This window comes from Bowmanella denitrificans (assembly GCF_039522935.1).
In the GTDB taxonomy this organism is placed as follows: Bacteria; Pseudomonadota; Gammaproteobacteria; order Enterobacterales; family Alteromonadaceae; genus Bowmanella; species Bowmanella denitrificans.
In genome coordinates this window covers 227,310-242,832 of record NZ_BAAAEI010000006.1, presented here as the reverse complement: position 1 = coordinate 242,832, position 15,523 = coordinate 227,310, and the positions used below count along the sequence as shown (strand labels likewise).

The window sequence follows — 15,523 nt, the reverse complement described above, 5'->3', positions numbered from 1 at the left end:
AAAATATTGCTACTACCAGCTACGTTTTTTATGGCCAGCTACAGCAAAGTACAGAATAAACAGGTAACAAGGCAGTAGCACAATATAGCCAAATTGTTGTCCGGCAGCATCACCGGCACCGCTTAACAATCCCCAGAACATCGGGCCAAATGCGCCGCCTGCGATGCCCATTACCAGTAAACCCGAGGCAACGCTGGTCAGTTTGCCCAAACCGGAAAGGGCCATTGGCCACACGGCTGGCCAGACTATGGCATTCGCCAAGCCCAATACCGCAATCAACAATAGTGAGTTAGGCAGCTGTGCTCCGCCAAATGGCACCAATACCGCATCGGCGATGGCAGTAGATTCTGCATTACCAAAGACAATGGCCAGTGCCAGCAAAATACCCAGCACGGCCGAGAAGGTCAGTGCTTTTTGTTGGGAGATTACCCGAGGGATCAAAATAATGCCCAGTACATAGCCAACCACCATACAAACCATGGTGTAGGACGTCATGACACTGTAGTTTTCTACCCCTAAAGACAGGGCATAAGCCCCAATAGTGTCGGCGGCAATTACCTCTGCTGCCACATAGAAAAATAACGACAATACACCTAACACCAGATGAGGATGACGCAGCGCCTCTTTAACCGTGCCTTGTTCACCGCCTTCCTCTTCATTGTCCTGCAACTCGGGAATCGGCGAAAACTTTACTGCCAGAGCAATCACACCAAAAAAGGCTGCCATGCCCAGATAAGGCAGAATCAAGCTGTCTGCCATCATGGTGACTTCTTCCGCGGTCAGTTCTTTACCCACCAGCCCGGTAAATTGTGCTGCAATCAGAGCACTGAATACCAGTGGGGCTACCACACCGGCACTTTTATTCAGTATACCCATAATGCTTACCCGCACCGCAGCCGATTCTTCTGGCCCCAAACGCACGACATAAGGGTTAACTGCCGTTTGCAACAAGGTCTGAGCAACACCCATGCAAAGCTGTGCAAACAGGAACAAACCAAAGGTTTGTGTTTCTGCAGCGGGAATATACAGTAACGCAGCGAACAGCATGCCGCCAATTGCCAATGCCATGCCGTTTTTGTAGCCCACTTTACGGATGATCCAAGCTGAGGGGATTGCGGTAAAGGTGACGGCAATATAAAAATTGCCAAGGATCAGTGCGGCCTGAAATGGCGTCAGGTCAAAAATCTGTTTTAGGTAAGGCATTAACGAACCATTCAGCCAGGTCGCAAAGCCAAGTATAAAAAACAGCCCTGCAACGATGGCCATTGGCACGGCGTTGCTTCTTGGTAGGTCGCGGGTACTCATTGTGGTATCCATCTTATTCTCACTTTGATTAACGCCGGGCCGAAGCGCCGACACACTTGTTGTAATCACCTGGCTTGATAAATCAGAGTTGTGCCTGACCACCTATCCAGTTTTGTTTAACTTGTTGATTGTCATCCAGCAGCACCATGTCGGCGTTGAAACCTGGCTGCAATTTACCCAATTTGTTATCCAGTCCCAGATAACACGCAGGGGTCAGAGAAGCCATCTGCAAGCTTTGCGCTAGCGTAAAACCCAGATCACGATGGCAATTACGTACTGCACTGGCCATGTCCAGAGCCGAGCCCGCCAGGGTTCCGCCAGGAATAGTCAGCATATCGCCATTACGGCGAATTTGTGTATCAAAAAACGGCAATTCATCCATGTCCGCACCCACATGGGCCATAGCATCGGTCACCAGCATAATACGTTCGATGCCCTTGGCTTTAATTGCCGCTTTGGCGCTAATGGCGTGGACATGATAATGATCCAGTATCAAACCACAGTAACTGTCGCTGGCCAATGCCGCACCTACCATGCCCGGTTCACGACTGGTCATGGCAGACATAGCATTGAACAAGTGGGTAAAACCGTCGGCACCAGCTTCTATGGCCGCCAGTGTGGTGTCGACATCGGCATTGGAATGGCCCAGACAGACTTTAACGCCTTGTTTGACCAAATCGCGAATCACATCGGCTGGCACATTTTCAGGAGCCAGGGTAACCAGCACTTTGCCCAGATCTTGGCGGCAAAACTGAGCCAGCTCAGCATCACTGATAGGGCGAATAAATTGCTCGCGATGGATGCCTTTTTTGGGCTTGCTCAGGTGAGGCCCTTCAAAGTGAATACCGTGAATGCCAGGAGTCTTGGCTGCAATAGCCTCGGCCATTCCGTTGGCAGCTTTTTGAATGACATCCAAATCGTCGGTAATCAGGGTTGGTAACATGGCGGTAGTGCCGAAGCGGGCATGGGCCTTGAGTATTTCTGCAATTCCCTGAACGGACTGATCGGTGTTAAACAGCACACCGCCGCCGCCATTGACTTGAACATCCACAAAGCCTGGTACTAGCAGCCCATCAAGTTCTATAACCTGCGCACCGGTTTGCGCTTCAAGGGACAGCACTTTGCCATTTTCCACTGTCACACTGGCATTCTGATGAAGCTGTTCACCATCAAAAAATGCTTTACTCAGGTAAGTTACCGCCATGAATACCTCTGATTACAATGTTTGCGTGACTTTGTTCAGACCAACAGGTGAATCCGGGTTGTAACCCAGTGCCTGCGCCACCTGTTCCACATCAAGATAGAAGCGTTGTAATAAGGTTAGAGGCGCCAGGCGAGGGTGGATGTCTTTGCTTGTCTGTGCCATGTGGCAAAGTACTGCACCGCGACGTCCCACTTCTTCAATCTGCTGACGGTGAGCATCTACCGATTCGTCTTCGATGGTGAGATCAACCACTGCCAGTTTCTTCTGAACCAAAGTCACCGGGCCGTGCAGGAACTCAGCGCTGGAGAATGCCTCTGCATGCACGCTGCAGACTTCTTTCAGTTTCAGTGCCAGTTCACGCGCAATGGCATAACCAAAACCACGCCCCAGTACCACGCAGTGTTTCAGGTCGCGGACAAAATCTACCGTCAATTGAACCGGTGCATCGATGGCTTGCTGCAGTGCTTCGGGTAACTGCTCTAGTGCGGCGATCAGCTCCTTATCCTGTTTCCAGTAGGCCACCATTTGCAGCAGTGCACTTAAGGTACACAAATAACTTTTGGTCGCTGCTACGGCTTTTTCGGCTCCGGCATTTAAAGGCAATACAAAATCTACCAACTCGGCCAGCGGCGACGTCGTGTCATTAACCAGGGCAACCACTAAACCACCGGCATTTTTGGCCGCCTTGGCCTGGGCCAGAATATCGGGGCTGCGACCGGACTGGGATATTACAATCACCAGCGCTTGCTTAAGTTTCAACTCTTTACCATAAACACTGGCGACAGAGGGGGCAGAGGCGGTGACCGGTGTGCCTGTTTCAATTTCAATCAGATATTTGGCAAACACGCCGGCGTGATCGGATGAGCCCCGTCCCACCATCAGAACAAAGGCAGGATCAAACAGGCGAATACGTTGACCAAGCTGGTGACAAGCGTCTTTGTTGTCTACCAACTGACTTTTAACTCTGTTTGGGGTTTCGGCGGCTTCTTGGGCCATGATACTGGTTGACATTAAGCTTTCTCACTTACTAAGGCTTGTTGTTGAGCGAATAATATGGCCCCGATTTCTGGGGGCTGCTTGGCTGGTTCAACGCGCACTCGCACATCTTCATCCAGCCAGGATTGGATCCTGGGCGCCAGACCACCGATCATAGATAATCTGGGCGGATTGTAGGTTAACAATTTTCTGGCCAGGCGACTGATGTAGTCTGCCCCGTTTAATACAATATCCAACGCCAGCGTATCCTTGGCTGCGGCACGTTCAATGACCAACGGTGCCAGTTTGGCATAGGCCGAAGGTTTCAGATTGGCCATCTGTTGGGCCAGTTCCTGGGCAGTTCTGCACTGAGTAAACTCCAGCACCTGATCCACCAATTCAGTTCGCGGTAACAGGCCATCCATCGCCTGCAGAGTTTGTTTGATGGCGGTAACGCCCATCCAGGCTCCGCTACCCTGATCGCCAACACTGAATCCATAGCCACCCAGTTCGTGGCTGTTTCCGTCTACGTGAGCCATACCAATAGAACCTGTTCCGGCAATGATCACCGCTCCGTCTTCACCGTCGTGGGCTCCCAGACAGGCAATCTGCAGGTCAGTGGTAATATGAAACTGAGCAAAGGGGTGATCCCACTGGTCTAACATGGCGCGATACTTAGGCAGGTTGACTCCGGCCAAACCAGCACCGACCACCAGTTGGTCAACCATGCTGGATGCAAAGCCAGCCTGATGCAAAGCCTGTTCTGTGGCATCCATAATAGAATTAATCGCCAGATCCAAACCCTGATTTGGATTTGCCGGGCCTGACATCCCAGTTGCCAACGCCTGTCCCTGCTCATTGGCCAGCAGCACCTTACACTTACTGCCGCCGCCGTCGATACCGAGGTAGAGTTTTTCCTGCCTCTTCATTTATACGTTACCTTCTAACAAACCGGAACAGGTCAAGCTATGCGCAGGTTGACCAGCGAAACTGTAGCCTAACAGACTAATGACAGCGTTGTCATTTTGTTTTGTAATCATTTGGTAAAGTTTTTTCATCATTAGTTCACTTGTATGATGCGGCTGCTTCGTTGCATTCCTGGCAGACGGCTTCTGACCTCAAGCTGACCCTTTACTGCTACGGGGTTCTGGTAAGGTTGCCAGTCGCTACCTTTTTCACGATATTCAATAACAAGACCTTGCCACAAGCTGTTGGCATGCAGTTTACCGTTAATGATTTTTGCGCCCGGAGGCGGTAAGCGAAACAGTACTTCGCCAGCCATATCCGGCAAGAAACGGTTGACCAGGGCATGACTAAAACCGGCCCAGTCTTTACGTAGCTGTGTTTCATTGTCGGCATTAAAATAATCTGTAGCCGGACCATATTCACGACCAGCCTGATAAGGCACTTCCCAGTCAGCTTTATGCCAGGCTCGCTCAGCCAGGGCGTGTAATCTTGGATAGATCATATATTCGGCACGTTTGTCGTCTCTGACTGTTTCACTCCACAGCTGACCCTGCATGCCGATAAAGGCCGAATCTGCCTTAAGTGGTGTGTCGTCTTTGGCGGTAAATGGCGTGCCCATTCGGTTAGGCCAGAACTCTGCGTGGGCTGGCAGGTTGTCAGGCATAAAGCGGAATACTTTAAAACTGTCGGTATTACGTGATGCCCAATAATAACCGGGTTCCAGCGGGTCCAGAGCATAGGGGAAGTCAAAATAAAGCGCGTCTGGAATGGACAGCACCACATCCCAGCCTCGGTTGGCAAAATCCTGTGCTCTGTTATGGCCTTGCCAGAACAGGGCATCCCAGATATTTGCCTGAATACGCGGCGCGAGTTTTTCCTGTTCAACGTGGCTCAAGCCATCACTCCAGGCACCCGCGGTCACACCCATGGCGTTAACAATTTTGGTAACCTTTTCAACAAAATAAGCTGTGAGCTGCTCCGGGTCATCCATATTGTGTTTGGCTATGATGTCGGCACAGGCTGGAGATTCCTTCCATGCACCAGCGGTTTCATCGGCACCAATGTGGTAGCGATTCAGCGGCATGCCTGCATCGCTGTGCATCTTGTAGATCTCATTCAGCACTTTAGTGACAAAGCGATAAGAAGAGGGCAGGCAGGGATTAATGGTGTTGTCGTGGTAAAATTGTACCGACGAGTAGACCGTAGTGTCCTGTAAGTCGGTTAACAGGTACTCATTAGCCAAATCTGGCTTTTCCTGCTGCATATATTTGTTGTAACGGGCCAGCATGGCGCGTGTGGCAGCGCGGGAATGGCCGGGCATGTCTAATGATGGAATCACCTCAATATGCCGGGCTTTGGCATAGGCGAGAATTTCCTGATAATCCGCCACGGTATAGAAACCGTTGCCTGAGGTGTCCCGCTCCGGACCATTACCCAGTTGCGGCAGCAGGCAGCGGGTTTCGGATGGGTCATAGCAACGGTAAGCACCGATTTCGGTTAGTTCAGGCAAATCAGGAATTTCAAGCCGCCAGCCTTCATCATCGGCCAGATGGAAATGCAATTTGTTGAGTTTAACGCTGGCCATTTGGTCGAGCAGCCTGAGTATCATTTCCTTGCTATGGAAGTTACGCGACACATCCACATGCATGCCCCGGAACGGGTATCTTGGGCTGTCCTGATAGCGCCCGGTTGCTACCTGGCCTTCATCTGCCAAGGCCGCCAGACTGATCAATGCGTAGTATCGACCGCTGCCGCTGCCAGCTTTGATACTTATATTGCTTTGGCTAACTTGTAGCTCGTAAGCATCAGCCACCAGGTTACTATCATCAATAAAGGTAACTGGTACCCCTTGCTTATTCTGGGGTATGCCTTTTTTGCCCAAATACGCTAAGGCCTGGGCAATCACTTCTGTTGATGTCACAGCAATACCAGCTTTGAGATTAAGCTGACCACCATCCAACTCTACATGGCTGATAGCCGGAATAATGCGATTGGACTCCAGTGCGGTGGCCTGTGAGTTGACATCCTGATAATAGTTATACAACCACTGGGCATCAGCTAAAGGCAGGCTATCTTCCTTGCTGCGGAGATATTGCTGAGGCTGGTTTAGCGGGGCCACATGCTGGTTGTAAGTTAATTGGCTGTTTAGGTCTCTGACTTCGCGGGTACTGTCAATGATGACGGGCTTTAAGCCGTCTGCTACAACAAAGTAGTTTGGCATCTGGTCGGATGCAGAGGCGTGCCAGAAGGTGCCTTTCAGCGGAATCGAATAGGTCTGACCGGCTTTAAAACCACTGAATTGAGCAGTCGGTGTGATGGTGTGCAAATCACCGTTAATGTGCTGTATATCAAACAGCTCACTGCTGTCTGATTGAATAGGGGTAGTATGACTGAAGTAAAGTTGCCAGCCTGATACAGGAAGGTCCTGGTCTATTGCCAAGGTGATATTAGCGTCAAAACACTTGCCACCACCCAGGCTTTCGCTGCAGCCACTGGCATTCACGTTATCTACCACCCGATAGGTTACATCGAGATTGGCACCTAAGGTATCTAGTTGGGTTTGACTAATGGGGGCTGCCTGAACCAGTGCAGAGCTGCTAAACATGGCTAGACCTAGCGCAATCCGGGATAGTTTAAGTCCTGACAAGATAGTTTCCTTCATATTGTTGTTATTCAATCGTTAACCATGTTGGTTAATCTTTGACAATGACAGCGTTGTCATTTATGTTAACAAAGATGGATTGTGTTGCAAATGTTTTGTTCTACAGGGATGTGGTAGGTCTTGAGTTGTTAACTTTTCTCTTTAGAGCGACTAAGTGGGCTGATGTGACGCCTGCGGTTTATAGCGTAGTGATATACGTAGATTTAGTTAGATTAAGGAGAAAATTACATGAAAATGATTAAACTTAGCCGCCGTACTCTGTTCGGACTGATTGCAGCTTGTGCTGTTTCAATGTCAGCTTTTGCAACACAGTATGTTAGCGCTTCAATGGGATCCCGAGGCTCTGACAGCAGTGCTTGTATGAATGCATCAGGCGCAGCTGTTAGTGCTTTGCATAGAAATTACCCTGAAGCAAGATTATTAAGTGTCTCGTGCAGAGTAGAAAATGGGTATCCTATTCCAATTACTGTTGCGACTGCATATGGAGTCATTGATTAATCGTAGCTACATTTAACATCGAAAGGGGGAGCTTTACGGCTGACCCTTTCGTTGTTGTAGTGGTTAGTTTTGTCCTTATTCAAATGAAGCGCTATATGATTTTTTTAAAATAATTTAGGTGAATGTGGATGCAATCAATAACAAGTATTGTCATTGCTGGCGGAGGGACTGCTGGTTGGATGACGGCTGCCAGTTTCGCTAAGCACTTTCCCCATCTCTCTATTTGTGTGGTTGAATCATCAGAAATTGGGTCTATTGGTGTGGGTGAGGCAACTATACCAACGATTAGGCATTTCAATCGTGCATTAGGTTTGACTGATGAGCAGGTGATGAAGTACACAGGTGCAACCTGTAAATTGGGAATTCAGTTCAATGGGTGGTATGACGAGCAGAGTTCTTTTATTCATCCCTTCGGTACCTATGGCGAGCCTTTGAATGGTATTGCTTTTCACCACTACTGGTTAAAAAATCGTTCACTAGGTGAGCCACACAGTCTTGAAAGTTATTCTGTAGCAGTACAACTAGCTAAGCATGGTAAGTTTGCGCTACCGCCAACCAACCCAAATTCTTCCCTGGCTGTTTTTGATTGGGCATTGCACCTGGATGCAAGCTTGTATGCCAAGCTATTGAAAGACGTGGCAATTAAAGCGGGAGTGAAAATAATAGATGCAAAAATAGAGAGCGTCAGACTATCTGAAGAATCAGGGGATATTGCAGAGTTGGTATTGTGTGATGGTAACAAAGTTGAAGGAGATTTTTTTATTGATTGTACTGGTTTTTCTTCATTGCTGCTGGGGAAAGCTCTCAAAGTTGAATATAGAGATTGGAGTAAATGGCTGCTATGTGACAGAGCCATTGCGGTGCAAAGCCAAACGAACGTAACGCCCAATCCATATACCGAGGCTAATGCAAAAAATGCCGGATGGCAGTGGCGTATTCCTCTGCAACATCGACAAGGCAATGGCCAAGTGTATAGTAGTCATCATGTGTCTGATGAAGAGGCGCTTTCGACTTTGCTTAGCGATATAAACGGTGAGCCTACCAGCGAGCCTAAAAATATTAAATTCCGCCCTGGCTGCAGAACACACTTTTGGGTTAAGAACTGTGTGGCAATGGGGCTTGCTGCTGGTTTTTTTGAACCTATAGAAAGTACCAATATAGCCTTAATAGAAACGGCAATTGAACGACTAAAGCTTTTTTTTCCGCATAAAGGCATTAGTTCTTCACTCGTGGATGAATTTAACGCCAGGACTGTGAAAGAGTACGAGAGTGTTAGAGATTTTGTGTTACTTCACTACGTGTTGAATAATAAAAAGGAACCTTTCTGGCGGGATTATCGCCACATCGAGTTACCAGACTCGCTAATGCATCGGATGTCCCTATATCAAACAAATGGTATTTTGGTGCGGCAACGACATGAAATTTTCCAACCTAACAGCTGGTTGGCAATTTACGATGGATTTAACTGTTATCCAAACACCTACGATCCTTGCATAGATAAAATAGATAACCAATACCTTTGTCAGGGATTGGCCCAGATGCGTGAAGGAATAGCAAAAGCTGTGTCTGCCACTCCATTACATCAACACTTCCTAAATCGTCTATAAGTATTCTAACTGGTTGGTATTTGAGTATTAGCACACCTTTGATGCGAGTTTTTTTAACTGCTCAATATGAGGATCAAAGTTTAAACTACAGCGATGCAGAAAGTCACCAACGATAGACATATTTACTTGTCTTTCATTTGGGTGTGGGGCTCGCAATGTATCTTGTTCAGGAAATATTCCCATTCCTGCTAGAAGGCAATGCCAGGATACCGATGTATAGTATTTTGTTACACCCATTCGTCTTAATTCTGCAGTAAGATCCTCACCTTTTTTCCAAACGGACAGTATATGTTTTAGTGTATCAGACTGGCCATCGTGATTATTATGACAGTCAATCCAGTATTGAGTGTCTGTGCGAGAGTTTGTGTAGTAATGAGCCGCTATGTAATCCCTTATCCCTTCGAAATAGCCGTTAATGGTATCGTTGTAATTTGCTTGATTTTCTTCTGTAAATTTCCCATGTGTAAACGCATCAGCAAACAACGCTGCAGATTGTTGGACGAGAAACAATGCAGTTGCTTCCAGGGGTTCAATAAACCCCTGTGATAAACCTATCGCCAGACAATTTTTATGCCAGTGCTTTTCAATACGACCGACTTTCATCTTTAAGTGCCGGGCAACAACTTGGGAGTCCAACAACCCCAAAGCTTCTCTAAGTTCTTTCTCAGCTTGGTCAGGTGTGCAGTATTGCGTACTATATACGTAACCATTGCCAAATCTATTTGTTAACGGAATCTGCCAACGCCACCCATTTTTCATTGCTGTAGACCGAGTTTCTGATGGAATTTGCTGCCCAATATCACTGGGCATTGCAATTGCTGAATCGTTAAATAAGTTTGACGCAAAACTTTTAAAGTCAACTTTAAGAGCTTTTTGCATTAATACAGATGAAAAACCTGAGCAGTCCACAAAAAGATCTGCTGAATAGTGGGCTCCTTGCTCAACGACTAATTTACTTATATAACCTTCATTATCAAGTAATACTTCCTCAACTTTACCTTCAATGTGCTGAATACCGAGTTGAGCTGATTTCTTTTTAAGAAACAGGCCAAGTAAGCCTGAATCGAAGTGGTATCCATAACTAGGTTCAAATGGGAAGTTATAGTGGGGAATGGGAGAGAGTTGTTTCTCTACTAATAAAGGGCTTAAAAAAAATGGGCTAGGATGCGCAGGGATATCGATGCCTTTTCGGCGCATTTGTATTGAATGGAAAAAAGCTTGTGAAAATTGTTCATCAAGCCTGAACTTGAAAGGGTGAAAGTATTGTGTGAAACCAGGTTTGGTTGACCATCCGTCAAAAGTAATCCCTGCTTTATAAGTAGCATTGCAGGCTGGCATCCACTCCTCTTCCATTATTCCCATGCTTTTAAAAAATGCACTTAATGCAGGAGTCGAACCTTCACCGACACCAATTGTGCCAATATCAGGAGATTCAAGCAGTGAAACTTCAAATCCATGTTTATTAAGCTTTTTGGCCAGTATCATGGCTGTCATCCAACCAGCTGTGCCTCCTCCCAAAATTAATATTTTTTTGGTTTGTGTGCCGCTACTAAACATCTGCATGTCCCCATAAATAAAGTATAAATATACAAAAAAAAAGTCCTCGAATCCGAGGACTTTTTATATTTAATTGGCTTCTACCAACGTCCACGCACTCCCATGGTCAGACGACGCTCGTAGATATCCTGAGCGACAGTGTAATCTTCCCATTGGAAATATTGGTCCTCAAACTCTTTGGTCAAGTTGCTACCGGAAAAATACACACTAATGTTGTCATTAAAGTCGTAGCTTGCTGACATGTCTACGTAAGTAGTTGGCTTAGCAAATAAAGCTAAACCACCGCCACCAAAGTTACGGCCATTTTGACCGATAAAGCGCTCACTGCGATAGTTAGCGGCAATACGGAATTGCCAACCGTCTTTCTCATACCACAGTACCGCGTTACCCGAGTTTTCAGAGTTCTCGGCCAGAGGAAGTTCGTTACCTTCAAAGTCAAGAGTGTCAGAAGTACTAGGTGCATAGGTATAGTTCAAGCCCGCACCGAAGCCACTCCAGAAACCTGGTAAGAAGTCAAAGCCTTGCTGATAGGCAAACTCCCAACCCTTAATACTGCCACCGTCACCGTTAACTGGACCGCGAACATCGACTTGGCGACGAACTACGCCATCGGATGGGTCTGGTACATATTCTCTAGTGACATCAGTAGCAATGTAGGAGTCCACATCCATCTTAAACCAAGCGACACTGAGCAAGCCGGAATCTGTAAAGTACCATTCCAACGTCAGGTCATGATTGGTTGCACGAGTAGGCGCCAAGTTAGGGTTACCGCCACGATTCGCTTCAACGGCGTAACGCTCACCAACGGGAACATCACTAACTTCACCTTGGTTAATCGTGCTATTTACTGTCATACCAGCACCCAAGTTACGGGTGTTTAAGCGAGTCATCGTTTTACCATAGCTGGCACGCGCAATCAGTTCATCAGTCAGATTCAGTTTGAAGTTAACAGACGGTAGCGTATCGCTGAATGAACGATCGGTCACTACGTCACCCACATCAGCTACGATACCTGGACATGCGCGACAGATAACATCGGAACCCAATAGATTCTGTACGACATTCAGGTCAGTTTTAATGTACTGTAAGCCGACATTAGCTTTATATGGCATTTCGCCTAACTGGCCATCCAACTTGACATTGAAATAAGCAGACTTGGTGTTTTCCTGTACTTTATAACTATCACCTGGCTGAGATGCTTTGAAGTTACCTGGGTACAGTTCATTTTGGAAACCGATATGGTCATCCAGTATTTCTGGGTTTATAAAGTAGAAGTTACCTACATTAACTGGACCAAAGTCACCAGACTGAATAACCCAAGATGAAGGTAAGTTGGCAAAATTCAAGTAATTGTCATAACCAATAGTTTTGTCACCACCGGCGCGACTGAACTCACCATCACCGTTTGTATCGTTAGCGACTTCACCTTGGTCTTTCCACATTACATCGTTTGACAGACCATCTTGATTGATCGGGGCGAGTAATACGTAAGTGTCTCGGGTAACATCACGTTTACCTTTGCGCACACCAAATTCTACGGCACGTAGGTGACTGGTATCGAATTCGTAAGTACCGTCGGCACGCAACACATCAAGAGTAGCTTCTTCGTAATAGTTTTCTTCAGAGTAGGTAGAAACTATTGCGTAATCACTCATTCCACCCCCCAATGAGGGCAGCTTTAATTGCGGATGCTTACCAGAAAAGTCCCTTTCAATAGGCACTAGGTCTGAATAACCTTCAGGATGCACTGGTATTTCACCAGTACCATCGTTACGGAACAGATTCTGCCTAGAACCGTCAGTCAAGAACGCTTGAACGATATTATGTGTAGTTTCACGCTGCCCCTCACCGTGTAAATAACGCACTGAACCGCTCAATGGGCCACCATTGTCAAAGGTGAACTCAAGATTCATGTTCAGAGAGTCACGGTCATTAGTGCGGCTTTCTGATGTGGATGCTACGCGAGGTGCGTTCAACACACCTGTATTCGAAGTATAAAGATCTGCACCGGCAAGACCACCGTCACTAATCACACCGCGTTTGACAAGATCACTGCCGTGTTCTTCCCAACCAAAATAACCCCATGCGTTATCTGCTACCATGCCAATGGAGCGATCGGCGTCGTCCATTTCGGTGTAAAAAACGTCAGCAACCATTTGGATGGAATCGCTTAACTGAGCTTGCAATGTAGTTACAACACCTAAACGTTCACGTTCAGATTGACGGCCCATGTTCCCGTAACCGATAAAGGTAACTAATGCATCATTTTTGTCACCGTCACCAGTTCTATCTTCACCAATACCGTCCCATGCATCACCTTCAGTCTGAGCACCAGACCATCCAATATTTGGAGTACCTAGGCGATAGTTTGCAAGAGTGTTGGTATCCCAGGAAATAGAAGCCGTTACGCCAAATTTTTCATCGTTGTAACCAAAAAATGAGGTAATTTTCTTATCATTTTCTTTAGTGTAGTTACCACGGGTAAGTTCGGCTGAACCAACGTAGGTAAAACCTTCTTTAAGATCGAACGGACGTATAGTCTTCAGATCCAAAGTACCGGAGATACCACCGGCCAAAATTTTAGAAGTAGGGGACTTGTGAACATCAATTCCACTTACTAACGAAGAAGAAATGTCAGAGAAGTTAGGCTGAACAGTAGTAATAGAGCCTGCACTCAGGAACTGCTCACCATTCAACAATGTGCCAACTTCACCCACACCACGAATATTTACGGCAGAACCTTCACCTGCAGAACGTGTGATCTGTACACCAGCAACACGCTGTAATGTATCTGCTAAGGTTAAGTCTGGCAGCTTACCAATGTCTTCAGCAGTAATACTGTCGAGAATGCCATCAGCAAAGCGTTTGTTGTTCAAGTCCGCTTGAGTTGATGCACGTAAACCACGAATCTCGATGGTTTCTACACCCTCTGCTTGCTGCGTTTCTTGCGCGGTCACCTGCTGAGAACTGATAGTCGCGCCCACGACCAGAGCCAGCTTAAGCCCCTGCGTGATCTTATTGAGTTTGGTTGATGTCATGATGCCCTCTCATGAAGCTAAATTGTGTAAATGACAACGTTGTCATTTGTTTTTATTTAAAATGACAAGCGCTGCAACAACCAGATGACAGCGTTGTCATGAAGTAAAGCTACATGAGAATTTTCTGCATAGCAACCAGTTTTTTACAATGTGGTAACATGTGTTGGATTTTCTTTGTTAATACAAAGTACTTAAAACCTTGCTGTTACACCACAATCTGGCCAATATAAGTCAGCCTGCTCGGGTAAATTCGTGCAGTAACTTATCTTGAGAAATGAAGTTTTCCTCACAAAGGCGTTGGCTATAGTGTATGGCTTGATTCAGCAGATTCATTGGTAAAACATCGCCCGGAGTAGCAGTGTTTTCGGCGTGATAGTCCATGCCGTTTAAAATGGCGTACCAGGAAGGGCGAAAGTAAGCCAACTCTTTGTCTTTTGTATAAAGTACTTCATCAACATCCTGTCCATTTCTCCAAGTATGCATAATGTCTATTAGTACGGGGCCCTTATCGACGTGGGAAGCCTGTTGCCAGAATTTGGTATCTGTTCGTTGACTGGCTGCGTAATGGCAGACAATGTAATCTTTGATTCCTGCCAGAAGACCGTTGATCTGCTGGTTTAATTGTTGTTGTTTATCCTGCAATGTTCCATCTTGGCTATTCATATGATGGATGAAAAATTCTACACATAGTTGAGTCACCATTAGAGATGTGGCTTCCAGCGGTTCAACAAAGCTCTGTGCTAAACCGATACCCAGTACATTACCCACCCAGGTTTTTTGGCGCATACCGGCGGTAAAGCTCAGATGACGAATACTGCCATCAACCACGTTTTCACCCAATTCACCAATCAGCTCTTGTTCGGCCTGTTCAGGGGAAATAAAGGCATCTGCATAAACATAGCCGTTGCCAATGCGATCTTGCAGGGGAATACGCCAGCGCCATCCTGCATTCATGGCAATAGAATCTGTGAAGGTGAAAGGCGGCGTCTGTTTTGTTGCCAGGGTAACGGCGCGGTTAGTTAATAGTTGGTCAGAGAAGGGGATAAATGGCACTTTCAGTGCCTTACCCAGCAATATTGACTGAAATCCACTGGCATCAATAAACAAGTCCGCTTCAAGGCGCTGGCCGTCCTGCAATATTAGTGATGCAACCTCATCACCTTCGGGTACCAATGTGACTCTGTCAACCATACCAAGCTTGTGCGTCACACCCAAACCAATAGCAATACTCTTCAGAAAAGTGGCCAGTCGATCAGCGGAAAAGTGATAGCCATACTCGGTGTTTATCGCTTTTTGTTGTGATACCGGCGCTTTGTGTTGCCGGGCCAGATGGCCGGTAATAAAGTAATCACAAATATCCACATCAATCGGCATTCCTCTGCGGCGTTGATTTGCCAAATAGAAGAACACCTCTGCAGTTTTAACGTCTTCCTTGCAATAAAATGGATGGAAATATTGGTCCTGTTTGCCATTCCAATTGCGAAAGAAGATTCCATTCTTATATGTTGCGCCGCAGGCAGGCATCCAGACTGACTCGTCAATCCCCAGAAGAGTCATAAAGCGTTTAAAGTGCGGGGTAGAACCTTCCCCTACACCCACTGGAGGAATTGCCGGCGACTCCAACAACGTCACATCCAGGTAGGGAAGCTGTTTAGCGACGGCACAGGCTGCCATCCAACCGGCAGTGCCTCCACCAACCACGATTAATTTT

10 protein-coding genes are annotated in these 15,523 nt (G+C 46.8%); 2 read left to right on the top strand and 8 right to left on the bottom strand.

The window, feature by feature from the left end; translation table 11 throughout:
* Positions 1 to 12: 12 nt before the first annotated feature.
* The 5 genes from nagP to ABD028_RS04030 all read right to left on the bottom strand — a co-directional run bounded on the left by nagP (position 13) and on the right by ABD028_RS04030 (position 7,055).
* Positions 13 to 1,317 carry an N-acetylglucosamine MFS transporter NagP gene (nagP, locus tag ABD028_RS04050; protein ID WP_343842064.1) on the bottom strand — a complete coding sequence of 435 codons (1,305 nt, stop codon included), beginning with the start codon at positions 1,315 to 1,317 and terminating at the stop codon, positions 13 to 15.
* A 70-nt stretch (positions 1,318 to 1,387) separates the two neighbouring features.
* Entirely contained in the window at positions 1,388 to 2,509 is a 1,122-nt protein-coding gene (gene nagA, locus ABD028_RS04045; protein ID WP_102795465.1) for an N-acetylglucosamine-6-phosphate deacetylase, read from the bottom strand.
* A 12-nt stretch (positions 2,510 to 2,521) separates the two neighbouring features.
* Positions 2,522 to 3,520, bottom strand: coding sequence for a glucosamine-6-phosphate deaminase NagB-II (nagB-II, locus tag ABD028_RS04040; RefSeq protein WP_102795464.1), 999 nt, complete (start codon positions 3,518 to 3,520; stop codon positions 2,522 to 2,524).
* On the bottom strand, positions 3,520 to 4,413 hold the full coding sequence (nagK, locus tag ABD028_RS04035; protein ID WP_102795463.1) for an N-acetylglucosamine kinase: 894 nt from the start codon (positions 4,411 to 4,413) through the stop codon (positions 3,520 to 3,522). The genes nagB-II and nagK overlap by 1 nt, the downstream gene beginning before the upstream one ends.
* A gap of 131 nt (positions 4,414 to 4,544) precedes the next feature.
* On the bottom strand, positions 4,545 to 7,055 hold the full coding sequence (locus ABD028_RS04030) for a family 20 glycosylhydrolase (protein WP_343842056.1): 2,511 nt from the start codon (positions 7,053 to 7,055) through the stop codon (positions 4,545 to 4,547).
* 285 nt (positions 7,056 to 7,340) lie between these two features.
* On the opposite strand from ABD028_RS04030, the gene ABD028_RS04025 reads away from it, so the two are divergent.
* Together ABD028_RS04025 and ABD028_RS04020 are read left to right on the top strand one after the other, a co-directional pair.
* Positions 7,341 to 7,610: a hypothetical protein gene (locus ABD028_RS04025; protein ID WP_343842053.1), complete on the top strand. Its 270-nt coding sequence runs from the start codon at positions 7,341 to 7,343 to the stop codon at positions 7,608 to 7,610.
* A 128-nt stretch (positions 7,611 to 7,738) separates the two neighbouring features.
* Positions 7,739 to 9,217 (top strand): tryptophan halogenase family protein, encoded by a 1,479-nt coding sequence (locus tag ABD028_RS04020; protein WP_343842050.1) that lies wholly within the window; start codon positions 7,739 to 7,741, stop codon positions 9,215 to 9,217.
* A gap of 27 nt (positions 9,218 to 9,244) precedes the next feature.
* Here ABD028_RS04020 and ABD028_RS04015 read toward each other — a convergent pair whose 3' ends face one another.
* The 3 genes from ABD028_RS04015 to ABD028_RS04005 form a co-directional block, all read right to left on the bottom strand.
* Positions 9,245 to 10,774: a tryptophan halogenase family protein gene (locus ABD028_RS04015; protein ID WP_343842047.1), complete on the bottom strand. Its 1,530-nt coding sequence runs from the start codon at positions 10,772 to 10,774 to the stop codon at positions 9,245 to 9,247.
* A gap of 80 nt (positions 10,775 to 10,854) precedes the next feature.
* Complete coding sequence (locus ABD028_RS04010; RefSeq protein ID WP_343842044.1) at positions 10,855 to 13,812, bottom strand: TonB-dependent receptor; 2,958 nt, start codon at positions 13,810 to 13,812, stop codon at positions 10,855 to 10,857.
* Positions 13,813 to 14,043: 231 nt separating this feature from the next.
* On the bottom strand, positions 14,044 to 15,523 hold a 1,480-nt coding region (locus ABD028_RS04005; RefSeq protein ID WP_343842041.1), incomplete at its 5' end, for a tryptophan halogenase family protein.